Below are 26,857 nucleotides of genomic sequence, written 5' to 3' on the forward strand. Positions count from 1 at the left end.
ACCAACACTCACGACCCGCTAACCACAGCCAACTTTCAAGGAGTTGCCCATGGCTAAGGCGAATCATAAAGCACGACCACCGAAGACGGAACGTTTCGTAACGATCCAGGAAATGTGGGGTACGCCGAAAACGGACCTCAAGCCGGAGAAGTTCTACCCGTACATGAAGATTGGTGGAATGTGGCTGATCAACGATGCGTGTTTTGTCCCGGGCCGAAAGGCGCAAATCGTTATTGAGCCTGGCCGGCTGATCATCACGCAGTTGTAAAAGGCAACGCCGCAAGATGCGGCCGCGCTGCGCGACGTCGCGCAGCGCGCCGGGTAGGGCGACTGCTATCAGCCGCTCCAGCGCATCACCAGGCGATATTGCAAGACGACCGCGACGTCCCGGCACCGCCCGTTGCCGTGCAATGCGTGCCCGCGCCGTTGTCGTAGAACGTGCGCGTTTCAGGTTGCGGCACAGACGGATCAAACGGATTAGGCGCGCCGTGCGGACCACGTGCGGCATCGTACGGGCGCTGCGGCGCATACGAGCCGCCACTGCCAGCCGGCCACGAGCCGTTGGCCCGCAGGTATTCATTCCAGTTCTGCTCGCGCTGTTCGTATCCAGGCAACGCGCGACCAAGACTATCGCTGCCACCCGCGCCGAGCGCGACGCGATTCGCGGGCAACACCAAATCGGGTTCATGCTCCGACGAAGGTGGCGGTGCCTCAAGCCTATCGCCCGACACACGCAGCGGCCGCGTATCCGGCGTATCGAACGGGCTTCGTTCCACGGGCGCGGCGTACTGCACGCGGCGTCGGCTCATACGTGTCGCACGCTCATCATCACGAGCAGCAGCACGCCGTTCCGAGCGAAACACATTGGCACCCGCCGACCGATCGGCCAGCGTATCGCGGCCCGACGCATCGGCGGTGGAAACAGAAAGCGCACAAGCAAACGCGGCGGCGGAAGAAAGACGGAAGGGATGATTCATCAGCGATCCAAATCAGGTGATGTGCATTGAAAAAACGGCAGATCACTGGCTGGCGGCTGGGCAACGGACGGCCGTCGAAGCGGCCCTGAAGCGACTACGAAGCGCGGCGGACGCGGCTCGGAGGAAGGCTGGCTGGATTGCAGAGGCGAATTCGTATTATTTCATATTTATAACAATGGCCTTTCTAAGCGACGAAAACCGTCGGCAAACAGAAGGCATGAGCCGCTCAACCGGGCGCACCACAATGGTGCCCATCAATCCAATCATCAGTCGATTGAAGCGCGAGGATGTGACCCTTTACGCACCCCGACCCAAGCCGCGCAAGATCGCCTATCACCAGATCTCAATCCCAACAAGGCACAGCGCCAGAACACCCCCACCGATAGCAACCAAATTGCACCACCAGCAAACGTTCTCGCTCCCCCAAGGTTGCGCCGTCATTGCTACCGACTGTCACATCATCCCTACGTGTTTTCCCTCACTCGACCGGCATTTTTGACAGACGATTTAAAAACGCCCATATAATTTCGACTGCCTTGCCAACGGCTGTCGGACCATCCCTCCGATCTAGCGGTTTGGCAAGCGGGGCAGGCGAAACGCTTGCGCAATGCAAGACGCATCACGATGTCTTTCCGAACCAGACGTCCCCTTCGGGGACTGCAAGAGCCGGGCCCCGCTACGCAACATTCCGCCGGAGTTCCGTCTTCTATGTGTCTCGGGCGTGTCCCATGTCCTCGCCCCGGGTGCTGTTCGATTGCGCAAGTCATGCCGCCTTTGCCCGTATGACTAAACAACATCGAGGAGCTCCCAGATGACGCTGTCCCGTCTTACGTCCATTTCCGTCGCCGCCGTGCTGTTCGCCGCGGGCGCCGCCGCCGCGCAAGCGGAAACCGTGAAGATCGCCATCGCTGGTCCGATGAGCGGATCGGTCGCGCAGTATGGCGACATGGTGAAGGCCGGCGCGCTGACCGCGATCGAGCAGATCAACGCGGCAGGCGGCGCGGGCGGCAACAAGTTCGAAGTGGTGATGATGGACGACGCATGCGAGCCGAAGCAGGCCGTCGCCGTCGCCAACAAGATCGTCAGCCAGAAGATCAAGTACGTGATCGGCCACGTGTGCTCGGGTTCGACGATTCCCGCGTCCGACATCTACGAGAACGAAGGCATCGTGATGGTCACGCCGTCGGCCACCGCGCCGCAGCTGACCGAAGGCAAGAAGCGCCACTTCATCTTCCGCACGATCGGCCGCGACGACCAGCAAGGCCCGGCCGCCGCGCATTACATCATCAACAACGTGAAGCCGAAGAAGGTCGCCGTCCTGCACGACAAGCAGTCGTACGGCCAGGGCATCGCGTCGTCGGTGAAGAAGGACCTCGAAGCCGCGAAAATCCCGGTCGTGCTGTTCGAAGGCGTCAACGCCGGCGATTCCGACTACTCGGCGATCATCACGAAGCTGAAGTCGCAAGGCGTCGATTTCGTCTACTTCGGCGGCTACCACCCGGAAATGGGCCTGCTGATGCGCCAGGCGCGCGAGCAGGGCGTGAAGGCAACGTTCATGGGCCCTGAAGGCGTGGGCAACAAGGACGTGACGGCGATCGCCGGCCCGGCTTCCGAAGGCATGCTGGTCACGCTGCCGGCCGACTTCTCGGCCGACCCGGCCAACGCGGCGCTCGTGAAGGCGTTCGCGGACAAGAAGCGCGACCCGAACGGCCCGTTCCAGATGCCGTCGTACGCAGCGGTGAAGATCATCGCCGACGCGATCGCGGGAGCGAAGACGACCGATCCGACCAAGGTCGCCGCGTACATGCACAAGACGACGTTCGACACGCCGATCGGCAAGGTCGCGTATGACGCACAGGGCGACCTGAAGGCGTTCAAGTTCGTCGTGTACACGTGGCACAAGGACGCGACGAAGACCGCCGCCAAGTAATACGGAGTACCCGCCCCGCGCACCCGCTCTGCCCGTCACCCGGGCGGGGCGCGTGCGCATTTGGCCGTTCCGCGGCCAACGGGCGGCCCGAGACGACACCGTGCGTTGCGCGCGGCCGAACGCCGTGATCCGGCGACGGCATGCGACCCAGCGCCAACGGGAGCTTCCCGCACATGACTGACTTCTTTCCGCAATTCGCCCAGCAACTGGTCAACGGCCTGACGCTGGGTGCGATCTATGCGCTGATCGCCATCGGCTATTCGATGGTCTACGGCATCATCGGCATGATCAACTTCGCCCACGGCGAGATCTACATGATCGGCGCGTACGTGGGCCTCGTGACCCTGACCGCAATCGGCATCTCCGCCGGTTATCCGCTGCCGCTCGTGCTCGGCGCCGCACTGATCGTGTCGGTGATCGTCACGGGCCTGTACGGCTTCGCGGTCGAGCGCGTCGCGTATCGGCCGCTGCGCGGCGGCCCGCGCCTGGTGCCGCTGATCTCCGCGATCGGCATGTCGATCTTCCTGCAGAACTACGTGCAGATCGGCCAGGGCGCACGCGACGTGTCCGTGCCCGTGCTGATCTCCGGCGCGTTCGACATCCATCTCGGCGGCGACTTCGACGTGACGATTCCGTATTCGCGCCTGATGATCGTCTGCGTGACGGTCGTGCTGATGATCGCGCTCACGCTGTTCATCTCGCATTCGCGAATGGGCCGTGCGTGCCGCGCGTGCGCCGAGGACATGAAGATGGCGAACCTGCTCGGCATCGACACGAACCGCGTGATCTCGTTCACGTTCGTGCTCGGCGCGATGCTGGCCGCCGTCGGCGGCGTGCTGATCGGGCTGACGATCGGCAAGCTGAATCCGTATATCGGCTTCGTCGCGGGCATCAAGGCGTTTACCGCCGCGGTGCTCGGCGGGATCGGCAGCATCCCGGGCGCGATGCTCGGCGGCGTGCTGCTCGGCCTTGCCGAAACCTTCGCCGCAGGCTACATGCCGGCCGAGTACAAGGACGTCGTCGCGTTCGGCCTGCTCGTGCTGATCCTGCTCTTCCGCCCGACCGGCCTGCTCGGCAAGTCGGACATCGAAAAGGTTTGAGGGAGACGCAGATGAGTACAGTCATTACCGTTCGCCGCCCGGCCGCCGACGCGTCGTTCGGCCAGGCACTGAAAAATGCCGTGGCCGCCGCATTCCTGACGGCGATCCTCACGATCCCCGTGCTCGGGCTGCAACTGAAGCTCGACGGCTACCAGGTCGTGCTCACGCCGCACTGGCGGCCGGTATGGATCGCGGTCGCGGCCGTGTTCCTGTTCCAGTTGTTCAAGCCGTGGCTCGTGCGCGCGAAATCGGCGGTGAAGCTGCCGGCGCTGCCCGCGATGGGCGCGCAGCAGCAGCGCGTGGTCGTGTGGGTGCTGCTCGCGGTCGGGCTCGTGTGGCCGTTCTTCGGCTCGCGCGGCGCGGTGGACGTCGCGACGCTCGCGCTGATCTACGTGATCCTCGGCCTCGGGCTGAACATCGTGGTCGGTTTCGCGGGGCTGCTCGATCTCGGTTATGTCGGGTTCTACGCGGTCGGCGGCTATACGTACGCGATGCTGAACCAGTACTTCGGGCTGTCGTTCTGGGAATGCCTGCCGCTCGCCGCGATCGCGGCGGCGACGTTCGGCTTCCTGCTCGGCTTCCCGGTGCTGCGGCTGCGCGGCGACTATCTCGCGATCGTCACGCTCGGCTTCGGCGAAATCATCCGCCTGCTCGCGAACAACCTGACGAGCCTCACCGGCGGCCCGGACGGCATCTCGGGCATCGCGAAGCCGACGGTGTTCGGCTTCGAGATGGCGCGCTCGGCGAGCGTCGAAGGCGCGAAGACCTTTCATGAACTGATCGGGCTGGAATACAGCGGCGAGCACATGGTGATCTTCCTGTACCTGATCGCGCTGCTGCTGGTCGGCTTCACGCTGTTCGTGACGAGCCGCCTGATCCGCATGCCGATGGGCCGCGCGTGGGAAGCGCTGCGCGACGACGAGATCGCGTGCCGTTCGCTGGGCCTGAACCCGACGCGCATCAAGCTGTCGGCGTTCACGCTCGGCGCGTCGTTCGCGGGCATCGGCGGCGCGTTCTTCGCGGCGCGCCAGGGCCTCGTGAATCCCGAATCGTTCACCTTCATCGAATCGGCGCTGATCCTCGCGATCGTCGTGCTCGGCGGGATGGGCTCGCAGCTCGGCGTGATTCTCGCGGCGATCCTGCTGACCGTGCTGCCGGAAGTCGCGCGCGGCTTCGCCGAGTACAGGATGCTGATCTTCGGTCTGGTGATGGTGTTGATGATGATGTGGCGTCCGCAGGGCCTGCTGCCCGCGAGCCGTCCCCACGTGGAGCTGCCCCAATGAGCGCGAATGCAGAACTGTTGAAGGTCGCCGGGCTGCAGATGCGCTTCGGCGGGTTGCTCGCGGTGGACGGCATCGATTTCGACGTGCGCCGCGACGAGGTGTTCGCGATCATCGGGCCGAACGGCGCGGGCAAGACCACGGTGTTCAACTGCGTCGGCGGCTTCTACAAGCCGACCTCCGGCGCAGTCGAACTCGACGGCCACCCGATCGCCGGGCTGCCGAGCCACAAGATCGCGGTGAAGGGCCTGGTGCGCACGTTCCAGAACATCCGCCTGTTCAAGTCGTTGACCGTCGTCGAGAACCTGCTCGTCGCGCAGCACCGCAAGGTGAAGGCAGGGCTGCTGCCCGGCCTGTTCGCGACGCCCGCGTATCGCCGCGCCGAGAAGGAAGCGCTCGAGCGCGCGGCCGTGTGGCTCGACCGGATGGGGCTGACGTCGGTCGCCAACCGGCCGGCCGGCACGCTGTCGTACGGGCACCAGCGGCGTCTGGAGATCGCGCGCTGCATGATCACCGAGCCGCGTCTGCTGATGCTCGACGAGCCGGCGGCCGGCCTCAACCCGCAGGAGAAGATCGAACTCCAGCACCTGATCGACAAGCTGCGCCGCGAGTTCGGCGTGTCGGTGCTGCTGATCGAACACGACATGAGCCTCGTGATGGGCGTGTCGGACCGCATCCTCGTGATGGAGCACGGCCGGCCGATCGTGATCGGCACGCCGGAAGCGGTCCGCAACGACCCGCGCGTGATCAAGGCGTATCTGGGGGAAGAGTGATGCTGAAGCTGGAACAGGTCCATACGCACTACGGCGCGGTCGAGGCGCTCGCGGGCGTGTCGATCGAGGTGAACAAGGGCGAGATCGTCACGCTGATCGGCAGCAACGGCGCCGGCAAGACGACGCTGATGATGACCGTGTGCGGCACGCCGCGCGCATCGTCGGGCCGCGTGCTGTTCGAGGGCAACGACATCACCGCGATGTCGACGCACCAGATCATGCGCAAGGGGATGGCGATCTCGCCGGAAGGGCGGCGCGTGTTTCCGAGTTTGACGGTGCTCGAGAACCTGAAGATGGGCGGCTTCTTCGCGAGCCGTCACGAGATCGACGACGGCATCGAGCATGTGTTCAAGCTGTTTCCGCGCCTGAAGGAGCGTGCGACGCAGCGGGCCGGCACGATGTCGGGCGGCGAGCAGCAGATGCTGGCGATCGGCCGCGCGCTGATGAGCAAGCCGCGTTTGTTGTTGCTCGATGAACCGACGCTTGGTCTCGCGCCGCTCGTGATCGCGCAGATCTTCGACATCATCCGGACGATCCGTGCGGAAGGCGTCACGGTGTTCCTCGTCGAGCAGAACGCGAACAAGGCGCTGGGCGTGGCCGATCGCGGGTATGTGCTCGAAACGGGGCGCGTGGTGCTCGCCGATACGGGCGCGAACCTGCTCGCGAACGACCGGATCAAGCAGGCGTATCTCGGCGGTTGACGGTCGATGCCGCCGGCTTGCAACGGGCCGGCGGCGCTTTCGCCTTCACGTATCCAGGGCCGCTCCAGGCCCCGTTTTCATTGTCCGATCCTGAACGTGCTTTTCAGCACGTCGCGCAGATGCAGCGCGGCGCGATTGCTGTCGTCGGTCAGGATATAGATCAGGTGCGGCGGGAGATCGGGCAGGACGATCCCCGCGACGTTGCTCGTCAGGTTGCCCGAGACGCGATCGTGCTCGATGAGGCCGACCGCGAGGCCGTTGGCGATACAGGCTTCGACCGCCGGCGAACTCGCGCTCTCGAGCAGCATCCGGTGCGCGATCCGCTCCTTCTTCAGCGCGTTCAGCGCGGTGTCCCGGTACGGGCATCCCTGCAATTGCACCGCGATCGGCAGCGGTGCGTCGGGGTTGAACTTGAACGTTCGCGCGGCCACCCAGACCGGATGGGTCTTGCTGAGCAGCTCGCCATGCGGCAGCGCTTTCGGCACCACGGCGATCGTGATGTCCAGTTGGCCGCGCGCGAACAGGAGCTGCAGTTCCTCGCTGGAACGCGCTTCGACCGTCAGTTCGAGCAATGGCCGGTCGGCGGCAAAGCGCGGCAGGAACTCGGCCATGAAGTGCGCCGCGTAGGAGTCCGGGATGCCGAGCCGCAGCTTGCCGGTCAGCATCTGCGGCGACAGCGATTCGACGAGCCGGTCGTGGCTCAACAGGAACTCCGTGGTGTCGCTCAACAGTTTATGGCCGTACTGCGTGAGTTCGACTGCCTGATTGTTTCGCGTAAACAAGCGCTGCGCGACCATCTCTTCCAGCTTCTGAATCTGGGCCGTGACCGACGACGGGCTGCGGTTCACATAGACGGCCGCGTCCTTGAAGCGGCCGAGCTTCGCGACGGCGTGGAAGGTACGCAGCAGATCGACGTCCAGGGTGCGCGGCATGATTTTGATTTTCCGAATTAGTGATTCACGTAATCTCGATTGACGGAATTATTAAGCCTCCCTATCCTCGGGTCAACAGGCAGACGAATGCAGGCAGGTCGATCGAGCGTGACACGTATCCGGGGAACGATTTCATGTCTATCAATGATTTTGTCGTAGATGCGCTGGTGCGGGACAGGAAGCTGAAGGCGGAGTCGGTATGGACGGTCGAGAATCACGAAAAGTATTCGACGCTGACGCGGCGTGACGATGGCGCACGGCGCAGGGAGGCGGGGCGCGAAGTCTTTTCGCTGATGCGGAACCTGAACGAACTGGGCGTGCGGAGTCCGGCGCTGTGCGCGGACCGCGACGGCAACGGATCGCTGAGGGAAGCGATCGGCGCGTTGAGCGAACGTCTTGCGACGTTGTCGCGCGGCCGTCATGTGCACTACATCGAACTCGGGCCGGAGCCGGTCAAGACGACCGAGTTGATGAAGGCCGTCAGCGGCGGCGAGCCGAATCACTTGCGTTACACGGCCGTCGACATCAACGAGTCGTCGGAAGAAGCGATGCGGCACGCGATCATGCCGTTCCTGAAGACGCCCGGCTGTTTCAACTACATCGCCGACGATTATCGGAACGTGCAGTGGAACCATATCGACCTGGGCCAGGACGTGACCTTCATCACGATGCTCGGTTTCCAGGAGGGCAACGAATTGCCCGTGACGATCGGCCGGCTGATTCGCAATCTCGGCGGCAAGTCGACCTACGTCGTGTCGGAGATGCAACTGCTCGTCGAGGGCCGCGAAGAGCCGATCTACAACTTCTACCAGAACGAGAGCATGGTGCGGTTTTCCGAAATCGTCAGCCGGCAGCAGGGCTTCGAGCCGCTCGGCGAGCATCATGTTTCCATCGTCCGGCTCAACCTGCTCGGCGACCAGTTTCATGTTGCAGTTACGTTGCAGCCGGTGTCGAAAGCCGGCGCCGACGGGCATCTGATCACCAACGTCTGCCTGAAATACACGCCGGAGCAATTCCGCCACGTGCGTGCCAGTCACGGCAATTGCCGCGTGATCGACGAGCTGCGCAGCGGGGACGGCAGCGTCGTGTACCAGATCGCCCAGTTCAAGGGCTGAATGCCGCAACGGCGAAAGCGAGGCACGCGATGAACAAGGGGAATGCATTGCCGGTGTTTGCGCGCGGGATCGACCGGGTGAGGCTTGCGTTGCAGACTTCGCTGTCCGGCGGCGCGAATGTCGACGGCACGCTGGACGCGTCGACGGAGCCGATGCGCTGGACAAGCGATTGCCTGCGCGATGGCTACGAGGTGCGATATCGCCGCAACCTCGACGATCTTGGCTACCGCGACGAGCCGATGCGCGGCACGCGCACGAGCGCGCTCAACGCGGTGTGCAGCCTGCGCGGCCTGTTCGCCGACGAAGCGATCGACGCGTTGCGCGAGATCGGCCGGGCGCTGGAAGGCAGCGCGTCGAGCAGCAACTGGATCATCTCGAAGCGGGTGCGCGCGGTGACGCAGCGCTCGCGGTTCATCGACGACATGATGCACGACCGCGCGTTCCTGTTGAGGATATCCCGTCTCGCCGGCGCGCCGCTGATTCCGTATCCGATGGTCAATGCGCGGTCGCAGTTCAACTATTACTATCCGTCGGAGCGGCACGACGGCAAGGAACAGCTGGGCATGTGGCACACGGACGGCACCAGTTTCGTGCTGAATATCGTGCTGTCGGATCGATCCGATTATGCCGGCGGCAACTTTCTGTTCTACGAATCGACCGCCGAGACGTTCGACCGGCATGATCGGGCACGCAAGCATGTGAAGACGGCGAGCCTGGACCAGGCGGGCGACGCGCTGCTCATCTACGGCAGCAAGCTGTTCCATGGCGTCGAACCGGTCGAGGCGGGGCGTCGCATGTCGCTGGTGCTGTCGTTCCATTGCCCGTATACGCGCGAGGACGATAACGGCTTCTGGCATCTCGCGTCGGACGACGGCATTCCGCGTACCGTCGTCAACTGGCTGGCGCTGCAACGCAGCCTCAGGGACGACGCCGACGTCCAGTACCAACGCCTCGGGCTCGCACCCATCCGGGCCGAGGACCTGAAAGACACCCGCTTGTCCACGGCAACACTCTGAGCGCCTTCGCCCATGCAGTTATTCCTGATCCAGCTTGTTTTCGTGTTGTCGTGGAGTTCCGGCTTCATCGGCGCCAAGCTCGGCGCGGAGACGGCAGGCGCGTTCAACCTGTTGTTCTGGCGTTTCCTGCTCGTGACGCTGTGCCTGGCGATCGTCCTCAACCGGCAGCTCGGGCGCCTGACGCTGGAAAAAATCCGCTATCACGCGGTGATCGGCTTCCTGTCGCAGTTCCTGTACCTGAGCTGCGTCTACGTGGCCATTCAGCACGGCCTGCCGCCGGGCATCGCGGCGGTCATCGCCGCGTTGCAGCCGCTCATCACGGCGGCGATGACGACGCTCGAAGGCAGCGAGCGCAGCGGGGCGCGACAGTGGGCCGGGCTCGTCGTCGGATTCGTCGGCGTCGGCATCGTGATCGGCGGGCAATACGCGCTGCCGACCGAGTCGGTCGGTATCGTCATGTACATCCTGCCGCTGGTTTCCGCGCTGGGGCTGTCGGTCGCGACGATCTACCAGCGGCGGCGCGCGCTGACGGCCGCGCGCAGCAACGAGGACGGGCTGTTTCTGCCGCTGTTCGTGCAGGGGGGCGTCAGCCTGGTCCTGTTCGCGGTGTGCGGGATCGTCACGGGCGACCTGCACGTGCCGACCCAGCCGAATGTGTGGGTATCCGTCGTGTGGCTGACGGTATTCTCGACCTTCATGGCCTACCTGACGTTGTGGGCGCTGCTCAAGCGCATGCCCGCGACGCGCGTGGCGACCCTCGTCTATCTCGAACCGCCCGTGACGCTGACCTGGGCCGCGTGGATGTTCGGCGACAGCATCCACGTGTCGACTTACCTCGGTATCGTTGTCGTCGCGATCGGCGTGTGGCTGGCCAGCAAGCAAGGCGAGCGAACCGCCCGGGCCCGGCGCGCGGAAATGGAGGCGGCCGGCCGCTGAGCCGCTGGTTGCGTGCGCGGTTCCGGTGTAGCTTCGCGATACGGCCCGGCTCGCGGAGGAACCCGATGAAAGTCAAACGGATCGTCGCCAATATCGACACGCGGTCGATCGGCGACGCCAAGCGCTTCTACCAGCAGATTCTCGGCCTCGACCTGTTGATGGAGCACGGCTGGATCGCGACGTACGGCAATGCCGAGCCGATGAGCGTGCAGATCAGCTTCGCGTCGCAGGGTGGGGCCGGGACGCCGACGCCCGACCTGTCGATCGAGGTCGACGATCTCGATGAAGCGCTCGCGCGTGTTCGTTCGGCGGGCATTCCCGTCGAATACGGCCCGGCCGACGAGCCGTGGGGCGTGCGGCGTTTTTACGCGCGTGATCCGTTCGGGGAGCCCGTGAATGTGCTGGTGCATCGCTGACCTGACATGTCGGCTTTGAGCCGGCGTTTACGCATGCAACGCCAGCCCCTTCACCGCCTTGTCCACGGCCTTCTTCGGCCCGTGCAGCGCCAACCCGACCAGATCGAGATTTGCCGCATCCTCGGCGCGAAACACTTCGCGGTTGGCCGCATCGTGCCCGGTCGAAAACATCGTGCGCACGTACGGCACGATCGTGAGTTCGCGCGACAGCGCCTGCCGGTGCGCGGCTTGCAGGCCGTTCAAATCGGCCGCGAACACCAGCATCGGCTGGCCGAACATGCGGCCGTAGCGATGCCCGGCCGCATCCTCGTAAGGCTCGCCGAGCGCTTCGGGTGCGCCGGCCGCGACGGCATTGAGTTTCTGCCACGCCGCGAGATCGTCGTGCACGACACTCGGTGTGGCCGATCGCGGCTACGTGCTCGAAACCGGGCGCGTGGTGCTCGCGGATACGGGCGCGAATTTGCTCGCGAACGACCGGATCAAGCAAGGCGTACCTCGGCGGTTGATGAGGGAAGCCGCCGGCCTGCAATGGGCCGGCGGCGGTGCCTATGTGTTTGCATCTTGTTGGCGACATGCCGGCACGGTGGTCTGCAGGTGTTTTGTAGCCAATTCGGCTTCGATCGTAGTCAAATCGGCTACATTCGACTGTTCCGTCGAGACCGACACGAAATCGGCATGGTACGACTATGCCTTGTAGCCAATTCGGCTACAATCGTAGCCAATCATGCTACGATCCATCGCCTCGACCCTATTTAGTGACTACCGGCGCCGTGTACTGGGCCTGCTTTTGTTGCGGCCTGATCAGGCGTTGCACGTCCGCGAAATTGCGCGTTTGACGGGTACGACGCCCGGCACGCTGCACAAGGAACTGAGCAAACTGGCCGAAGCCGGCATCTTGAGCCGTGATCGGCAGGGCAATCAGGTGGTTTATCGCGCCAATCGCAGTTGTCCGATCTACGACGAACTGGCGTCGATCATGCGAAAGACCTCAGGGATGGGCGACGTGCTTGCCGAAGCATTGCTGCCTTGTGTCGGGCAAATTGGCGTGGCGTTTGTTTTCGGCTCCGTTGCGCGCGGCCAGGAGACGATGGACAGCGACGTCGACGTCATGGTTATCGGCACGGTCGGCTTTGCAACGGTAGTCCGATTGCTTTACGACGCACAGGCAACCTTGAGGCGAGACATCAATCCCAAGGTACTGTCGCCCGACGAGTTTCGCGATGGAGTTGCCGGGCAGGACGCTTTTTTGCAGGACGTCCTTGGAAAACCCAAGATCTTCTTGATTGGCAGCGACCATGACCTTGCAGAGCTTGCTCGGCGTTAGTCTCGATACGGTTCGGCCGGACCGAGAACAGGTGATGCGGTTGCTGGCGGCCGCAGAGCGAAATCTGGCGGATGCGCAACTCGCGGGATTGAGCAACGAAAACCGTTTTGATGCGGCTTATAAGGCGATCATGCAGCTTGCGATGCTGGCATTGCACGCGAACGGCTTTCGTACATTGACGAGCCGGCCGGGGCATCACCAGACGGCAATCCAGACGCTTCCGCAGACGATCGGTCTGGCGGTCGATCGCATGATCGTTCTCGATGCGTTGCGCAAGCAGCGCAATTTGTCCGATTACTCGGGGGATGTGGTGCAGACCTCTGCTGTGAACGAATGTTTTGTTAGCGCGACGTCGCTGATGATCGACGTGGAGGCATGGCTGATGGCGAACAAGCCCGAGTTGCTGGGAGCTCGATAGCCATTGCGTGTCGAATCGCAATCGCACAGAAGAGGAAACCGATGAAGGTCAAACGAATCGTCACCAATATCGACACGCAATCGATCGACGACGCGAAACGTTTCTACCAGCAGATCTTCGGTCTCGACCTGCTGATGGACCACGGCTGGATCGCGACCTACGGTAATGCCGAGCAGATGGATGCGCAGATCAGCTTCGCGTCGCAAGGCGGGTCGGGCACGCCGACGCCCGATCTGTCGATCGAAGTCGACGATCTCGACGAAGCGCTCGCGCGCGTGCATGCGGCGGGCATTCCGGTCGAATACGGTCCGGCCGACGAGCCTTGGGGTGTTCGGCGGTTCTATGTTCGCGATCCGTTCGGCAAGCTCGTCAACGTGCTCGTTCACCGCTGAATCGGCGTCCGCAGACGACACAAGGCTGACGAACGTCCAGGCAAGCGCGGTGGGTTCGAGCGGCAACGCCCGCGCGTAAAACACCTGCCTCGCCGCGACAAAACCGAATCGGCGGTTCAGGCGCCATGCTCGAATCCGCAACCTGTCGCCACGCGAAATCAGTCCACCCCCTCCCCGGCACGCCACGCTCGGCGCATCGTCTTCAGTTGCGACCACAACCGGTTTTCCGGTCGCATGATCGCGACGGGCTTCGGTTTCGTCAGCGTCATTTTCTTCAGCACGTCGTCCGACGGATAAACCGACGGGTCTTGCGCAATCGCGGCCAGCACGAACCGGCGCGACGGATCGCGCGATGCGGAGAAGGGCGTTACCGCACGCCGCTACAGCGCACGTGCGATCGCCTGTCCGAGCAGCGACAAGCCAAGGTCGATCTCTTCCTCGCTGACGGTCAGCGGCGGCGCGATCCGGAACACGCCGCCCATGCCGGGCAACTGCACGATGTTCATGCTGAGCCCGAGGTTCATGCACTCGCGCGTGATCTTCGCGCCGAGCCCGTCCGCCGGTTCTTTCGTCCGGCGATCCTTGACGATCTCGACGCCGAGCAGCAGCCCGCGTCCGCGCACGTCGCCGATGCAGTCGAACCGTTCCATCAGGTCGAGCAGGCCGCGCCTGAGCCGGTTGCCCATCACGTTGGCCCGTGCGACGAGCCCGTCGCGCTGCACCACATCCAGCACGCGCAGGCCGACGGCCGCGGGCAGCGGATCCGACACGTGCGTCGTGTAGAACAGGTAACCGAGCGCGTGCGCACGTTCTTCGATCGCCGCGGACGTCACGATGGCCGCGAGCGGCAGCCCGGCGCCCAGCGTTTTCGACAGCGTCAGGATGTCGGGCGTCACGCCGTCGCGCTGGCACGCGAACATCGTGCCGGTGCGCCCGACGCCGGTCTGCGCCTCGTCGAGGATCAGCAGCATCCCGCGTTCCTCGCACTTGCGCTTGAGCGCCGCCATATAGCCTTCCGGCAGTTCGATGATCCCGCCCGAACTGAGGATCGGCTCCGCGATGAATGCTGCGAGGTTGCCGCTCGACTGGCGGTCGATCAGGTCGAACGCGTAGTCGAGTTCGGCAAGATGGTCGTAGGCGCCGTCGCGCTCGAAGCGCGGCCGGTACGTGAACGGCGCCGGAATCGCGAACGAGCCGACGGCGGCCGGGCCGACGCCCTTGCGGCCGGCGCTGTACGTGGCCGATGCGGCCGCGCCCGTCATCCCGTGCCACGACTGCGCGAAGCCGACGATCTCGTACTTGCCGGTGACGAGCTTCGCCATCCGGAGCGCCGCTTCGTTCGATTCCGCGCCGGTGCTGAGCAACAGCGCGCGGTCGAGCCCGTCGGGCGTGATGTCGGCGAGGCGCGTCGCGAGGTCGACGACCGGCCGCGACAGCATCCCGCTGAACAGGTGGTCGAGCTTGCCCGCGTATTCGCCGATGACCGAGACGATCTCCGGATGGCTGTGGCCGAGCACCGCGCTCATCTGTCCCGACGTGAAATCGAGGATCGCGCGGCCGTCCGCGTCGTAGACGAAGCTGCCTTTCGCACGCTCGATGATCATCGGCTCGAACGTGCCGCCGTAGCGGACCAGGTGCTGCCTGGCGTTGCGCCAGAAGGTTGCGTCGTCGTTCAGGGACATCGGGCTTCTCCGGGCAAAGGGGCAGGGATCGCTTGCAGTCTAGGCGCGCGTCTGGTTTGATGGAAACGAATAGTTCTTATGCAAGGTAGAAAAGGAGCTAATACCTTGGGACTCTCGCTCGACATCGACCTGCTGCGTTCGTTCGTCGTGATCGCCGAGGTGCGCGCGCTCAGCCGCGCGGCCGCGCGCGTCGGCCGGACCCAGTCCGCGCTCAGCCAGCAGATGAAGCGGCTCGAAGAGATCGTCGACCAGCCGCTGTTCCAGCGTACCGGCCGCGGCGTGGTGCTGACCCACCCGGGCGAGCGGCTGCTCGTGCATGCGCAGCGCATCCTGCGGCTGCACGACGAAGCGATGGCCGACCTGTGCGGCACGGGATTGTCGGGGACCATCCGGTTCGGGTGCCCGGACGATTACGCGGAGGTGTTCCTGCCGTCGCTGCTGCGGCAGTTTTCGAGCCAGCATCCGCAGGCGATCGTTGAAATCGTCTGCGGGCCGACGCCGCGGCTGCTCGAACAACTGGAGAAGCGCGCGGTCGATCTCGCGATGATTTCATTGCCGGACGACGGGGCGAACGACGACATCATTCGCCGCGAACAACTGGTCTGGATCGGCTATCCGGGGCTCGAGCCCGCGCATTTCGAGCCGTTGCCGCTCGCGCTTTCCGATCGCGATACGCTCGACCATATCGCGGCCTGCGACGCGCTGAATCGCGCCGGCCGCGCTTACCGCGTCGCGTATGCGAGCAGCAGTCTCGCAGGGCTGATCGCGCTCGTGCGCTCGGGGCAGGCGTTCGCGGTAATGACGCAGACGGCGGTGCCGGCCGACCTGGCGATCGTCAACGGCGATCCGCGATTGCCGCCGTTACCGGCCGTGGGCATTACGCTGAAGTTCGACCGGAAACGGCCGTCGCATCTGACGGCGGTGTTTGCGGAGCATATCCGCGCGGTGTTGCCGGTGCTGTGACGGGTGCCGACGCGAACGCGCAAACCGGAAGCGATCGTTCTGCAAGTCGATGGGTGTCGTCGCCGGTCGAAACCTGATTCACGCGCGCACGGGCTTTTTCAGCATGTCGAGCACTTCGTCGACCATCGGATGATGGCGTTGGGTGTTCCATACGGCTGCTGCCGTCACCACCATGACTTTTTCCTTCAGCGGACGAACCACCACATTCTCCGGCGCCAGCTTGCGCATGGAAGAGGGCACGAGCGCCACGCCCTGACCGCAACCGACGTACGCAATTTGCGAAGTCACCGATCGTACTTCATGCACGACGCGCGGCGTCAGGCCATGCGTGCGACAGACCGACATCAGCATGTCGAAGTAGACCGGGCTGACTTGCCGCGCCGACATGATCAGTTGTTCGCCCATCAGCGATCGAAGCCGTACCCTCGGCATCGCGGCAAGAGGATGTTCCTTCGGTAGCGCCACGGCCAGGCGATCCTCGGCGAGCGGCAGCGTTGCGATGCCGTTTGCCACCTCGCCGTCGACGCGCGCAAACGCGAGATCGAGCTCGCCGGCCTCCAGCGCGGGAATCGCGTCGACACTGTCGATCTCGTTGACGAACACGGTCAGATCCGGATGCGCGCGCTTGAGCGCATCCAGCAACGGCGGCACCGTATCGAGCATCGCCGACGTAATCGCACCCACGTGCAGCACGCCCGACTGGCCGGCAGCGACCTCTTGAACGACGCGTTGCAGCCGCTCGACCTGACCGGCGAATTGCCTGACGGCCGGCAGGATAGCCGCGCCTGCGGGGCTGAGCTGCGTTCCCTGCCGCGAACGATAGAACAACTGAATCTTCAGCGATTGCTCCAGCACCTTGATCTGCTCGGTCAACGGCGGTTGCGACATGTTCAGCCGTTTCGCCGCCCGTCCGAAATGCTGCTCTTCCGCGACGGCGAGAAACATCCAGAGCTGTCGAATCAGCCGGTAGTCGATCGTATTGCTCATGACGGGGGCGTCCAGGGTGAAATGATGCCGATGCCGCCTCCGGAGCGGCCTCCGTGACGACGCATGATCGCCGCCGCCGGCCGGCGACGGTGCGTTTTCCGTATTCCTGAAATCGTATCAGGCAGATACGAAATACGAAATTTACATACCACGCTGCCGCGGCGACGATTGTCGCACTTGTCAACCGGGATCAGCGTGATGAACCAGCCCTCCTTTCTCGACCGCCTTGCCGCGCTCGACACGAACACCGTGTCGGATGCGCTCGACTTTCTGGGCATGCCCGGCGCGACCTACGGTTTGCGCCCGCTGTGGGAATGCCCGAAAGTCGTCGGGCGGGCCAGCACCATTCAACTCGGTCCGAAGACGGATGCCAAACCGACCGTGCACCTCATTTCGCCGGTCATCGACGCCGTCGCCACGGACGACCGCGTGCTGGTGATCGCCGGCGGCGCGGACGGCATTTCGTGCTGGGGCGACATCCTGGCCAACGCGGCGACCGCCAAGGGGATTCGCGGCTCGGTGATCGACGGATCGAGCCGCGACATCGAAGGCAGCGAATCGATCGGCTATCCGGTTTACGGCCGTGGCGTCACGATGATCAGCGCGCGCAACCGCGTGGTCCAGATTGACTCCGGCACGCCGGTGCAGATGGCCGGCGTGACCGTGCACCAGGACGATTACGTGATCGCCGACCGCTGCGGCACGGTCTTTGTGCCGGCGATGTGCATCGCGGACGTACTCGATCTCGGCGAGCGTATCGCGAAGCGGCAGGACGGCATGGTCGCGGCCGTACGCGCCGGCCGCCCGGTCGCCGACGTGATGCACGACACGCAATTCGAAGCCATTGCGGTGCGCTGACCGCGCATCCTTCTCTCGGAGCATTTGATATGACGAATCCACGCAGGGCGGACGCGGACGACCGGGAACTGGTCTCGCTGTTCGACGGCCTCGATACGCCCGGTGTCTCGGATGCCATGGACAAGCTGGGCCTGCACGGGCAGGCGCTGGGCGTCATGCCGTTGACCGACTACGCGACAGTCGTCGTCGGCCCCGCATTCACGGTCAAGTACGTGCCGGCCAGCGTGCCGCCCGGCACGGTCGGCGACTTTATCGACGACGTCGCGCCGGGCGATGTGATCGTGATCGATAACGACGGCCGTACCGACTGCACCGTGTGGGGCGACATCATGACCCAGTACGCTGGGCTGCGCGGTATCGCCGGCACCGTGATCGACGGCGTCTGCCGCGACGTGAACAAGGCACTGGGCGACCACTACCCGCTGTTCACGGCAGGGCGCTTCATGCGTACCGGCAAGGATCGCGTGCAGGTCGAAGCGGTGAATGCCACGGTCGGGATCGGCACCGTGCGCGTGGCGGCGCGCGACATCGTCGTCGCGGATGCCAACGGCGTCGTCATCGTGCCGCGCGGCCGTGCACGCGAAGTGGCCGAAGTCGCTCGCCGGATCGAAGAAACAGAATCGCGCATTCGCGAACAGCTCGCACTCGGCAAGACGCTCGGCGAAGCGCGCGCCGCGCTCGGCTATCACACGCTCCAAAGGAAAGCCTGATGTCCACGATCAACCCCTACCGCGCGGAACTGCTCGACCGGGCCCGTACGCTCGGGACTTCCACGCTTTACGAAGCGTCCGGCCTTGCCACCAGTTCGGTCGATCCCGCGATTCGCACGGTATGGCCGGGCGCGTCGGTCGCCGGCGCGGCGTATTCGCTCGAATGTTCGCCGGGCGACAACTTGTCGATCCACATCGCGATGGAGCAGGTGCCGCGCGGCAGCGTGCTCGTCGTATCGACCGGCGGCTTCGTGTCGGGCTACTGGGGCGAAGTGCTGACGGTGGCGGCCGAAGCGGCCGGCGTCGTGGGGCTCGTGATCGACGGCGGCGTGCGCGACATCGCGGCGCTGGTTGCGCGGCGCTTCCCGGTGTTTACGCGTGGCGTCTCGATGCGCGGCACGATCAAGGCGAGCGCGCCTTCGGTCGGGCAGCCGATCAGCTTTGCCGGCACGCCGGTGGCGGTCGGCGATCTGGTCGTGGGGGACGACGACGGGGTCGTCGTGATCCCGGCGGCCCACGTCGAACGGACGCTGGCCGACGGGCAGGCGCGTGCCGACAAGGAGGCACGGATGATGGAATCCTTGCGTGCAGGTCGCAGCACGCTGGAACTGATGGGGCTGACCCACTGGAGGGCTGCGCAATGAACGCGCCGATCGATACGCTGAACCGCTTCCTGGCTGCGGCCCGCCCGTCGGACACCTACAGGGTGATGGACCGCGTGGCCGCACGGCGCGCCAGCGGTGCCGCGGTGATTTCGCTGAGTGCCGGCGAGCCGGACTTCGACACGCCCGAGCACGTGCGCGAGGCCGGCATCGCGGCGATCCGTGCGGGCCACACACGCTATGCACAGGTGGCAGGCCTGCGCGCGTTGCGCGAAGCGATCGCCGTCAAGTTTCAGCGCGAGAACGGGCTCGACGTGGATTGGCGCGACACGCTCGTTTGCAGCGGCGGCAAGCAGGTGATCTTCAATGCGCTGGCCGCGACCTTGAACGAAGGCGACGAAGTCGTCGTGCCGGCGCCGTACTGGGTGAGCTATCCGGAGATCGTGCAGCTTTGCGGCGGCAGATCCGTCACCGTCGCCTGCGGCGCGGAAAGCGGCTTCAAGCTCACGCCGGCCGCGCTGCAAGCGGCAATCACGCCGCGCACGCGGTGGCTGATCCTGAACTCGCCGTCCAATCCGACGGGAGCCGTGTACAGCCGCACGGAACTGCAGGCACTCGCCGATGTTCTGCTCGTGCATCCGCATGTGCTGGTGCTGTCCGACGATATCTACGAGCACCTGATTTTCGACGGCATCGAATTCTTCACGATCGCGCAGGTCGAGCCGCGCCTGCGCGAACGTGTGCTGACAATGAACGGCGTGTCCAAGGCCTACGCGATGACGGGCTGGCGCATCGGTTTCGGTACCGGGCCGCGCTGGCTGATCGATGCGATGGAGAAGCTTCAGGGGCAGCAAACATCCGGCGCGTCGACGATTTCGCAGCACGCCGCGCTGGCCGCGCTGACCGGGCCGCAGGATTTCATCGTGCACTCGCGCGTCGCATTTCAGCGCCGGCGCGATCTTGTCGTCGAGCAACTCAACCAGGCGCCGGGGTTGCGGTGCGAGGTCCCGCAGGGTGCGTTCTATGCGTTCGCGTCGTGCGCTGCGCTGATCGGCAAGACGACACGCGCCGGCACGTCCCTGGCGAGCGACGAGGACGTGGCGAATGCGTTGCTCGATGAAGCCGGCGTCGCGACCGTACACGGCAGCGCGTTCGGGTTGGGCCCGTATATCCGTATCGCATACGCACTGGACGACCAGTCGTTGCTGCACGCGTGCGTGGCCACCAAGGACTTCTGCCGGGCGCTGGCGGGCTGAGCGTCGTTGTCCGGGGCTGGCTGTTCGACGTCGACCGACCGCATCGCGTCGACGTCGACGCGACCCCGTCTTTACTCGGGAATCAAGACGATGAGTGATGAATTTTCCCGGTCGCGGTTTTCGTTCTCGGTTGACGACACCGCACTGGATGTTTCGGCCATTTATCGCGGCGGCGACAAGGCGCCGATCGTGTTCCTTCACGGCTTCGGCTCGACGAAGGACGACTACGCGGACATCGTCCGCCATCGCGCATTCGACGGTCGGCCTTTCGTCGCCTATGACGCGCCGGGCTGCGGGGAAACGCAGTGTACGGATCTGTCGAGGATCTCGATTCCGTTCCTCGTCGACACCGCGTTGAACGTGATCGACCGCATGGGCTTCGAGCGATTCCACCTCGTCGGACATTCGATGGGCGGGCTGACGGCGCTGATGCTCGCACACCGGCATCCGGAGCGGGTGCTCAGCTTTGTCGACATCGAAGGGAACATCGCACCTGAAGATTGTTTCCTGAGCCGCCAGATCGTCGACCATCCGCGCGACAGCGCCGAGCGCTTCTTCGACGATTTCATCGAGCGAACCCGTCGCGCACCTGCGTATGCGAGCGCGCTGTACGCCGCCAGCCTGCGTCACAAGGTGCGCGCGGAAGCCGTCGGCGGCATCTTCCGCTCGATGGTCGAACTGTCCGACAACGGCGACCTGATGCGCAAATTTCTCGGGCTGCCGTGCCCGCGGATGTTCATGTACGGCGAGCAGAATGCGTCGCTCTCGTACCTGAGCGCCGTCGAGGAACAGGGCGTCGTGTTGTCTGAAATTTCGGATTGCGGGCATTTCCCGATGTATTCGAACCCGGTGCTGATGTGGGAAGCCATCGCCGGCTTCCATGCGAACGGAGGTTGACGCGAGCGGCGAGCAACGCGCACGGGCCGTCAACTGACAAACGCATCTCGGCAACGTGCAACGCACGACGAGATGACACAACAGAACAATGTTTGGGACTGCTATGGAGATTCCATCGCTCGCACTCACGCTGAACGTGCTTGAAGCTGGCGGCAAGTGACCGAAAAGCGCGGGACGCCCGCCGCGCCCGTTACACGCGGGTCAATCGACGTGCAGCCAGCAGCCCGAGCACGAGCAGCACCGCGACATACGCGGCGACGCTCGCCCATGCGCCGTGTTGCCAGAACGACCCGCCGACCGAACCGAGCACGCTCGACCCGAGATAGTAGGCAAGCAGGTACAGCGAAGCGGCGTGCCCCTTCGCGGATCCCGCGAGGTAGCCGACCCAGCCGCTTGCGACCGCATGGGCGACGAAGAAGCCGATCGTGACGAGCACGATGCCGACGACGATCGCGACGAGCGAGTGCGACAGCGTCAGCGCAAGGCCCGCCGCGAATACGAGCATGCCGCTGACAAGCACCGGGGCCCGCCCGAGGCGATCGGCGAGCGCGCCGGCGCTCGATGACGACACCATCCCGAACAGGTAGGCGCCGAAGATCAGGCCGCACTCGGTCGAGCTCAGGTTGAAAGGGGCCGCCGTGAGCCGGAACCCCGCATAGTTGTATATCGTCACGAACGCGCCCATCACCAGGAAGCCGATCGCGAAAACGAACGGGAGCCGGGCGTGATGCAGTTGCGCGTTCCACAGCCGAAAATGGTGGCGCAGCGTCAGATCGGTGCGCTTCACGAAGCGCCGCGATGGCGGCAGCAGCATCACGAAGGCGACCGCCGCGACGAGATCGACGACGCCGATCGTCAGCATCGCCGTTCGCCACGAGAAGTGCTCTTCCAGCGCGCTCATGCCGATTCGTCCGATCATGCCGCCGAACGCGGTCCCGCCGACATAAAGCCCCATCGAGAAACCCAGCCCCTCGGACGCGATTTCTTCGGCGAGATAAGCCATCGCGACCGCCGGGACGCCGCCCAGCGCGAAACCTTCGAGCGCACGCCAGACCAGCAGCAGGTTCCAGCTCGGCGAAAGCGCGGCGAGCACATTGAACAGGGCGGCCAGCGTCATCGACGCGAACATAAGCCCGCGTCGCCCGACGCGTTCGGACAGTGCGCCCGCGCACAAAATGGAAACCGCCAGCATCCCGGTCGACAGCGACAGCGAGAGCGAACTCGATGCCGCGCCCAGCCCGAACTCCCGTGCGAACGCGGGAAGCAGCGGCTGGACGCAGTACAGCAGCGAGAAGGTGGAAAAGCCCGCAAGGAAGAGCGCCAGCGCGATGCGCTTGTACGCGGCCGAGCGTGGGGAAACGCCGGCAGGCAGCGCGTCGGGCGCGGCTGTTTGCGTTCCAGGCATGGATCGGGAAATCGAAGGAGAGGACATGGATGCACTCGATGTGCGACGGAATGCATGAATTCTTGCGCACCGTCATGCATATGTCCAATATATGAAAGAAACCGAAGCGATATGTTTTACCACTGGCTGACGAGCCAGCCCGACTCACCGTGAGGTCACCTGGCGAATGGAACTCCGACATCTCCGATACTTTCTGGCCGTGGCGGCCACGTCGAATTTCACCAAGGCCGCCGAAACGCTCGGCATCGGGCAGCCGCCGTTGAGCCAGCAGATCAAGGCGCTCGAGAGCGAACTCGGCGTGGAACTGTTCAAGCGGACCGCGCGCGGCGCCGAACTGACGCTGGCGGGCGAGGTCTTTGCGCACGAGGCGCGCCGCGTGCTCGACGATGCCGAGCGTGCGGCACGGGCGGCAAGGCGGGCCGCACGCGGGGAAACCGGACATCTGCGGGTGGGCTTCACCGGGACGGCGGCGTTCAATTCGAAAGTGTCGGATTTGATTCGCCGCTTTCGGGAGGCGTTTCCGGAGGCCGAGCTGACGTTGCAGGAGGCGACGTCGCGCGTCCTGCTGGAGGCGCTGGATGCGGGACATCTCGACGTCGCGATCGTGCGGCCGGAACGCCGGGTCGCCGCGACGTTGCGGGTGTTCGACTGGGACGAGGAGCCGATGTTTGTCGCGTTGCCCGTTGCGCATCGGCTGGCGCAGCGTCGGCGCATCGATCTGGCGGAGCTGGCCGACGAGTCGTTCGTGCAGGTGCCGCGGGAAGCCGGCAGCGCGCTGTTCGACGACATCGTCGCCGCATGCCATGCCGCCGGATTCGAGCCGCGGATGGCGCAACCCGCGCCGCAAATCACGTCCGCGGTGACGCTGGTCGCTGCCGGGCTGGGCGTGTCCGTCGTGCCGAAGGCGATTACGCAGGTGCAGGTTGCCGGAGTCGTCTATCGGCCGTTCGCAGGTAATGCGCTTCGTGCAAGGCTGGCCATTGCGTCGCGATGCGACGAGCCGTCGGCGGTCGTTCGCAATTTTCTTTTGCTGGCCTAGCGGCGTGTGCTGAGGTGCTTGGGGCAGATCCGTCCCAAGCATGAATTTCCCGGTGCGCGCCGGGATTGCATTGGTATCGTGTCGTCGAGCGCGATACAAACAAAAAACCCGCGAAGCCATGCGCTGTCGCGGGTTTTTGGACATGCTCGAAACGCGGTGAAACCGCATCTGGTGCCGACGGCGAGACTCGAACTCGCACAGCTTTCGCCACTACCCCCTCAAGATAGCGTGTCTACCAATTTCACCACGTCGGCACTGCAAGGGGCGCAATTCTAGCGTCACATTGCGCGTTTGTGAAGGGGGTATGACACGATTGCGGTGTGCGTGAGAGCGATCCCGGTAGAATTCTGGCGACCGGTCCGACGACCATCGCTATGGCTACCCGCTTTCCACCGTGACCACCACCCTCGAACAACTGCAGGCCGGACAACTGTCGGGCGCCCGGCAACTGAAGCTCGCGTGCGGGCTGACCGAATTTCCGCGCGAGATCTTCGATCTCGCCGACACGCTCGAAGTGCTCGACCTGACCGGCAATGCGCTGTCCGCGCTGCCGGACGACCTGCCGCGGCTGCATCGCCTGCGCATCCTGTTCGCGTCCGGCAACCGCTTCACCGCATTCCCCGACGTGCTCGGCGCATGCCCGCAACTCGACATGATCGGCTTCAAGGCGAACCGGATCCGCACGGTGCCGCGCGGATCGCTGCCGCGCGCGCTGCGCTGGCTGATCCTGACCGACAACGAAATCGACGTGCTGCCCGCCGAGATCGGCGACTGTTCGCGGTTGCAGAAGCTGATGCTCGCGGGCAACCGGCTGCGCACGCTGCCTGCCGAAATGGCCGCGTGCCGTGCGCTCGAACTGGTGCGCCTGTCGGCGAACCGGCTGGACGAATTGCCCGACTGGTTGCTGCGCCTGCCGCGCCTCGCGTGGCTCGCGTACTCCGGCAATCCGTTCAGCGCCGCACCGGAAGCCGCGGCGTCGGCCGGGCCCGAGGTCGCGGACATCGACTGGGCATCGCTGTCATGCGAACAGAAACTGGGCGAAGGCGCGTCGGGCGTCATTTACCGCGCGCAATGGCGTGCGGACGATCATCCGTCGCGGGCGGTCGCGGTCAAGCTGTTCAAGGGCGCGGTGACGAGCGACGGGCTGCCCGACAGTGAAATGGCCGCGTGCCTGCACGCCGGCCGCCACCCGAACGTGATCCCGGTGATCGGCAAGGTGCGCGGTCATCCGGACGGCGCGCACGGCCTCGTGATGGAACTGGTCGATCCGGCGCTCGCGAACCTTGCCGGGCCGCCGAGCTTCGCAACCTGCACGCGCGACGTGTATGCGTCCGACGCGCGATTCGAGCCGGCGGAGGCCGTGCGTATCGCGCACGGCATCGCGTCGGCCACACGCCATCTGCACGCGCGCGGCATCATGCATGGCGACCTGTATGCGCACAACATCCTGCACGACGGCGACGGCGGCGCACTGCTGGGCGACTTCGGCGCGGCATCGTTCTACGATGCGAGCGACGCACGGCATGGCGCCCGGCTCGAACGGCTGGAAGTCCGCGCGTTCGGTCACCTGCTTGGCGAATTGCTTGCACACCGCGCGTCGCGCCCATGGGCTGGGGAGCGTGAGCTGGAAGCGCTCGCGGCGGCTTGCGTGAGCGAGGACATCGACAGCCGGCCGTCGTTCGACGAGATTGTCGACGCGCTGGCCGGGTGGAAGGTCTGAGGGGGATGGGCTGCTTGCCGGGCCGTCCATTGCCCGGCGTGCGTACGCTTATTAAACCTGCCGCGCCGTCAGCAGCTTGATCCCGAGCCCGACGAACAGCAGCCCGCTGGCGCGCTTGAGCGTGCGCACCGCGCGGCTCATGCCGAAGCCGCGATGGAACCGGCGCACGCCGGCCGAATAGACGCTGTGAACGACCACGACGGTGCACGCGATCGTCGCGTACATCACGACGAACTGCAGTGCGAGCGGACGATCGTGCACGATGAACTGCGGCATGAACGCCGACAGGAAGATCATCGTCTTCGGATTGCTGCCCGACACGAACAGCGCTTCGCGGAACAGCTTCCTGCGGTCGGGCACGGCGAGCTCTGCTGCGCCGGTCGACCCGGCGGCCTTGCGGTCGCCGCGCAGTTGCCGGACACCCAGAACCATCAGGTACGCGGCGCCGACGACCTTCATCGCGACGAACAGCGGCGGCATCGCGGCAAGCACCGCGCCGACGCCGAGCGCGACGAGCAGCACGACCACACCCTGCGCAACGAGGTTGCCCGCGATCGTCGCGGCGGTGCCGTGCGTGCCGTAGCGCACCGTGTTGCGGATGACGAGCAGCACGTTGGGGCCCGGCGACAGCGTGGTTGCGAGATAGGCTGCGGCAAACAGCATCCAGGTCTGAATGGACATGCGTCGCTCCGAGAGGCGGTTCCGGCGGTCGGGGTGAAGCGATGATGCCACGCCAAAATGGCGCACACATCCGCCGGAACCGTCGCGGTGCGTCAGCGCGCGTCGCGCATGCAGTACGCGGGGATCGACGGCGGCGTATCGATCGCGGCAGGCCGCGTCATCCACGCGATCCATGCGGCCCATAACCCGCAGGCGATCAGCACGGCGACATTCAGCGGCGTCCGGTAGCGGACGATCAGGTCGGCCAGCGGCAGGCGGTTTTTCATGTTCGTCTCCATCTGTAGTTGCGCATGCAACGTTACTGGCCGGTGTACGACGGCGCCTTCGCGTCGCAGGTCGCGGACACCGTCGAACCGTCCGCGAAATGCAGCCGGAACGGCACCTTCGCGCCGGGCGCGACGGGCTGGCGCGGTTGCTCCAGCATCACGTGATAGCTCTTCGGCTTGAACGTCACGGTGCCGTGCGCGGGCACCTCGACCGCGTCGACATGAACCATCTTCGCGGTGCTGCCGTTCGTCTGTGTTTCATGCACCATCGCCATCCCGTACGCGGGGGTGTCGATGCCTGTCAGCCTGGCGGGCGCATCGCCGTTGTTCTTCACCGTGAAGTAACCGGACGACGGTACCGTCGCCGGCATCGCGCGGATCCAGCAGTTGTCGGCCTGCACGGCCGGTGCGGCGAATGTGGCGGGGGCTTGCAGCGCCAGCAGCGCGAGGAGCAGGCTGGTCGGAATCGAGCGTTTCATCG

Annotated in this window: 30 protein-coding genes, 1 tRNA gene and 2 pseudogenes; 22 read left to right on the plus strand and 11 right to left on the minus strand. The window is 64.9% G+C overall.

Features of this window, described 5'->3' with window-relative positions; translation table 11 throughout:
• Window positions 1-49: 49 nt before the first annotated feature.
• Window positions 50-268: a type I toxin-antitoxin system SymE family toxin gene (locus tag JYG32_RS31225; RefSeq protein WP_213266167.1), complete on the plus strand. Its 219-nt coding sequence runs from the start codon at window positions 50-52 to the stop codon at window positions 266-268.
• A gap of 85 nt (window positions 269-353) precedes the next feature.
• Here the strand turns inward: JYG32_RS31225 and JYG32_RS31230 are convergent, their stop codons facing one another.
• A complete protein-coding gene (locus tag JYG32_RS31230; RefSeq protein ID WP_213266168.1) occupies window positions 354-977 on the minus strand; it encodes a hypothetical protein in 624 nt (207 codons plus the stop codon).
• Window positions 978-1,788: 811 nt separating this feature from the next.
• On the opposite strand from JYG32_RS31230, the gene JYG32_RS31235 reads away from it, so the two are divergent.
• The 5 genes from JYG32_RS31235 (at window position 1,789) to JYG32_RS31255 (ending at window position 6,761) form a co-directional block, all read left to right on the plus strand.
• Entirely contained in the window at window positions 1,789-2,907 is a 1,119-nt protein-coding gene (locus JYG32_RS31235) for a branched-chain amino acid ABC transporter substrate-binding protein (RefSeq protein ID WP_213266169.1), read from the plus strand.
• A 173-nt stretch (window positions 2,908-3,080) separates the two neighbouring features.
• A complete protein-coding gene (gene livH / locus JYG32_RS31240; protein WP_085038717.1) occupies window positions 3,081-4,007 on the plus strand; it encodes a high-affinity branched-chain amino acid ABC transporter permease LivH in 927 nt (308 codons plus the stop codon).
• 11 nt (window positions 4,008-4,018) lie between these two features.
• Entirely contained in the window at window positions 4,019-5,290 is a 1,272-nt protein-coding gene (locus JYG32_RS31245; RefSeq protein ID WP_213266170.1) for a high-affinity branched-chain amino acid ABC transporter permease LivM, read from the plus strand.
• Entirely contained in the window at window positions 5,287-6,060 is a 774-nt protein-coding gene (livG, locus tag JYG32_RS31250; RefSeq protein WP_213266171.1) for a high-affinity branched-chain amino acid ABC transporter ATP-binding protein LivG, read from the plus strand. Before JYG32_RS31245 ends, livG begins: the two co-directional genes overlap by 4 nt.
• Window positions 6,060-6,761, plus strand: coding sequence for an ABC transporter ATP-binding protein (locus tag JYG32_RS31255; protein ID WP_174378485.1), 702 nt, complete (start codon window positions 6,060-6,062; stop codon window positions 6,759-6,761). The genes livG and JYG32_RS31255 overlap by 1 nt, the downstream gene beginning before the upstream one ends.
• A 77-nt stretch (window positions 6,762-6,838) precedes the next feature.
• Here JYG32_RS31255 and JYG32_RS31260 read toward each other — a convergent pair whose 3' ends face one another.
• Window positions 6,839-7,693, minus strand: a complete 855-nt coding sequence (locus tag JYG32_RS31260; RefSeq protein WP_174378484.1) for a LysR substrate-binding domain-containing protein — start codon at window positions 7,691-7,693, stop codon at window positions 6,839-6,841.
• 134 nt (window positions 7,694-7,827) lie between these two features.
• On the opposite strand from JYG32_RS31260, the gene JYG32_RS31265 reads away from it, so the two are divergent.
• The 4 genes from JYG32_RS31265 (at window position 7,828) to JYG32_RS31280 (ending at window position 11,176) form a co-directional block, all read left to right on the plus strand.
• Window positions 7,828-8,808 (plus strand): hypothetical protein, encoded by a 981-nt coding sequence (locus JYG32_RS31265; RefSeq protein ID WP_213266172.1) that lies wholly within the window; start codon window positions 7,828-7,830, stop codon window positions 8,806-8,808.
• Window positions 8,809-8,837: 29 nt separating this feature from the next.
• Window positions 8,838-9,824 (plus strand): 2OG-Fe(II) oxygenase, encoded by a 987-nt coding sequence (locus JYG32_RS31270; protein WP_213266173.1) that lies wholly within the window; start codon window positions 8,838-8,840, stop codon window positions 9,822-9,824.
• 12 nt (window positions 9,825-9,836) lie between these two features.
• On the plus strand, window positions 9,837-10,760 hold the full coding sequence (locus JYG32_RS31275) for a DMT family transporter (protein ID WP_213266174.1): 924 nt from the start codon (window positions 9,837-9,839) through the stop codon (window positions 10,758-10,760).
• A 65-nt stretch (window positions 10,761-10,825) separates the two neighbouring features.
• A complete protein-coding gene (locus JYG32_RS31280) occupies window positions 10,826-11,176 on the plus strand; it encodes a VOC family protein (protein WP_213266175.1) in 351 nt (116 codons plus the stop codon).
• A 27-nt stretch (window positions 11,177-11,203) separates the two neighbouring features.
• Here the strand turns inward: JYG32_RS31280 and JYG32_RS31285 are convergent, their stop codons facing one another.
• Window positions 11,204-11,563, minus strand: coding sequence for a DUF2000 domain-containing protein (locus JYG32_RS31285; RefSeq protein WP_213266176.1), 360 nt, complete (start codon window positions 11,561-11,563; stop codon window positions 11,204-11,206).
• Window positions 11,564-11,567: 4 nt separating this feature from the next.
• Here JYG32_RS31285 and JYG32_RS31290 point away from each other — a divergent pair.
• From JYG32_RS31290 to JYG32_RS31305, 4 genes and pseudogenes are all read left to right on the plus strand, one after another.
• Window positions 11,568-11,682, plus strand: a pseudogene (locus JYG32_RS31290) (branched-chain amino acid ABC transporter ATP-binding protein); the annotation flags it as partial.
• Window positions 11,683-11,900: 218 nt separating this feature from the next.
• Window positions 11,901-12,500, plus strand: a complete 600-nt coding sequence (locus JYG32_RS31295; RefSeq protein ID WP_213266177.1) for a nucleotidyltransferase domain-containing protein — start codon at window positions 11,901-11,903, stop codon at window positions 12,498-12,500.
• Window positions 12,472-12,918: a DNA-binding protein gene (locus tag JYG32_RS31300; protein WP_213266178.1), complete on the plus strand. Its 447-nt coding sequence runs from the start codon at window positions 12,472-12,474 to the stop codon at window positions 12,916-12,918. Before JYG32_RS31295 ends, JYG32_RS31300 begins: the two co-directional genes overlap by 29 nt.
• Before the next feature lie 41 nt (window positions 12,919-12,959).
• Window positions 12,960-13,310, plus strand: coding sequence for a VOC family protein (locus tag JYG32_RS31305; RefSeq protein ID WP_213266179.1), 351 nt, complete (start codon window positions 12,960-12,962; stop codon window positions 13,308-13,310).
• A 158-nt stretch (window positions 13,311-13,468) separates the two neighbouring features.
• Here JYG32_RS31305 and JYG32_RS31310 read toward each other — a convergent pair.
• Both JYG32_RS31310 and JYG32_RS31315 read right to left on the minus strand, forming a co-directional pair.
• A pseudogene (locus JYG32_RS31310) lies at window positions 13,469-13,648 on the minus strand (hypothetical protein); the annotation flags it as partial.
• A gap of 42 nt (window positions 13,649-13,690) precedes the next feature.
• Window positions 13,691-14,992 (minus strand): aspartate aminotransferase family protein, encoded by a 1,302-nt coding sequence (locus JYG32_RS31315; RefSeq protein WP_213266181.1) that lies wholly within the window; start codon window positions 14,990-14,992, stop codon window positions 13,691-13,693.
• A 78-nt stretch (window positions 14,993-15,070) separates the two neighbouring features.
• On the opposite strand from JYG32_RS31315, the gene JYG32_RS31320 reads away from it, so the two are divergent.
• Window positions 15,071-15,955, plus strand: a complete 885-nt coding sequence (locus JYG32_RS31320; RefSeq protein WP_174378477.1) for a LysR family transcriptional regulator — start codon at window positions 15,071-15,073, stop codon at window positions 15,953-15,955.
• A 78-nt stretch (window positions 15,956-16,033) separates the two neighbouring features.
• Here the strand turns inward: JYG32_RS31320 and JYG32_RS31325 are convergent, their stop codons facing one another.
• On the minus strand, window positions 16,034-16,942 hold the full coding sequence (locus JYG32_RS31325) for a LysR substrate-binding domain-containing protein (protein ID WP_213266182.1): 909 nt from the start codon (window positions 16,940-16,942) through the stop codon (window positions 16,034-16,036).
• A 198-nt stretch (window positions 16,943-17,140) separates the two neighbouring features.
• On the opposite strand from JYG32_RS31325, the gene JYG32_RS31330 reads away from it, so the two are divergent.
• The 5 genes from JYG32_RS31330 to JYG32_RS31350 all read left to right on the plus strand — a co-directional run bounded on the left by JYG32_RS31330 (window position 17,141) and on the right by JYG32_RS31350 (window position 21,265).
• Window positions 17,141-17,800 (plus strand): RraA family protein, encoded by a 660-nt coding sequence (locus JYG32_RS31330; RefSeq protein ID WP_213267519.1) that lies wholly within the window; start codon window positions 17,141-17,143, stop codon window positions 17,798-17,800.
• 29 nt (window positions 17,801-17,829) lie between these two features.
• Window positions 17,830-18,510, plus strand: a complete 681-nt coding sequence (locus JYG32_RS31335) for an RraA family protein (protein WP_213266183.1) — start codon at window positions 17,830-17,832, stop codon at window positions 18,508-18,510.
• Window positions 18,510-19,154, plus strand: coding sequence for an RraA family protein (locus JYG32_RS31340; RefSeq protein WP_213266184.1), 645 nt, complete (start codon window positions 18,510-18,512; stop codon window positions 19,152-19,154). The genes JYG32_RS31335 and JYG32_RS31340 overlap by 1 nt, the downstream gene beginning before the upstream one ends.
• Window positions 19,151-20,368: a pyridoxal phosphate-dependent aminotransferase gene (locus tag JYG32_RS31345; RefSeq protein ID WP_213266185.1), complete on the plus strand. Its 1,218-nt coding sequence runs from the start codon at window positions 19,151-19,153 to the stop codon at window positions 20,366-20,368. The genes JYG32_RS31340 and JYG32_RS31345 overlap by 4 nt, the downstream gene beginning before the upstream one ends.
• Before the next feature lie 90 nt (window positions 20,369-20,458).
• A complete protein-coding gene (locus JYG32_RS31350; RefSeq protein WP_213266186.1) occupies window positions 20,459-21,265 on the plus strand; it encodes an alpha/beta fold hydrolase in 807 nt (268 codons plus the stop codon).
• 190 nt (window positions 21,266-21,455) lie between these two features.
• Here JYG32_RS31350 and JYG32_RS31355 read toward each other — a convergent pair whose 3' ends face one another.
• Window positions 21,456-22,697, minus strand: coding sequence for an MFS transporter (locus JYG32_RS31355; protein ID WP_213266187.1), 1,242 nt, complete (start codon window positions 22,695-22,697; stop codon window positions 21,456-21,458).
• Window positions 22,698-22,836: 139 nt separating this feature from the next.
• Here JYG32_RS31355 and JYG32_RS31360 point away from each other — a divergent pair, with 139 nt between their 5' ends.
• A complete protein-coding gene (locus JYG32_RS31360) occupies window positions 22,837-23,709 on the plus strand; it encodes a LysR family transcriptional regulator (protein WP_213266188.1) in 873 nt (290 codons plus the stop codon).
• 169 nt (window positions 23,710-23,878) lie between these two features.
• On the opposite strand, the gene JYG32_RS31365 is transcribed toward JYG32_RS31360, so the two are convergent.
• Window positions 23,879-23,963, minus strand: a tRNA-Leu gene (locus tag JYG32_RS31365).
• A gap of 140 nt (window positions 23,964-24,103) precedes the next feature.
• Here JYG32_RS31365 and JYG32_RS31370 point away from each other — a divergent pair.
• On the plus strand, window positions 24,104-25,429 hold the full coding sequence (locus JYG32_RS31370) for a leucine-rich repeat-containing protein kinase family protein (RefSeq protein ID WP_213266189.1): 1,326 nt from the start codon (window positions 24,104-24,106) through the stop codon (window positions 25,427-25,429).
• Between the two features lie 51 nt (window positions 25,430-25,480).
• Here the strand turns inward: JYG32_RS31370 and JYG32_RS31375 are convergent, their stop codons facing one another.
• From JYG32_RS31375 to JYG32_RS31385, 3 genes are all read right to left on the minus strand, one after another.
• Complete coding sequence (locus JYG32_RS31375) at window positions 25,481-26,110, minus strand: LysE family translocator (protein ID WP_213266190.1); 630 nt, start codon at window positions 26,108-26,110, stop codon at window positions 25,481-25,483.
• Window positions 26,111-26,202: 92 nt separating this feature from the next.
• On the minus strand, window positions 26,203-26,376 hold the full coding sequence (locus JYG32_RS31380; RefSeq protein ID WP_165948044.1) for a hypothetical protein: 174 nt from the start codon (window positions 26,374-26,376) through the stop codon (window positions 26,203-26,205).
• A 32-nt stretch (window positions 26,377-26,408) separates the two neighbouring features.
• Window positions 26,409-26,855, minus strand: coding sequence for a copper chaperone PCu(A)C (locus JYG32_RS31385; RefSeq protein WP_213266191.1), 447 nt, complete (start codon window positions 26,853-26,855; stop codon window positions 26,409-26,411).
• Window positions 26,856-26,857 lie beyond the last annotated feature (2 nt).

This window comes from Burkholderia pyrrocinia (assembly GCF_018417535.1).
GTDB classification, from domain to species: Bacteria; Pseudomonadota; Gammaproteobacteria; order Burkholderiales; family Burkholderiaceae; genus Burkholderia; species Burkholderia pyrrocinia_E.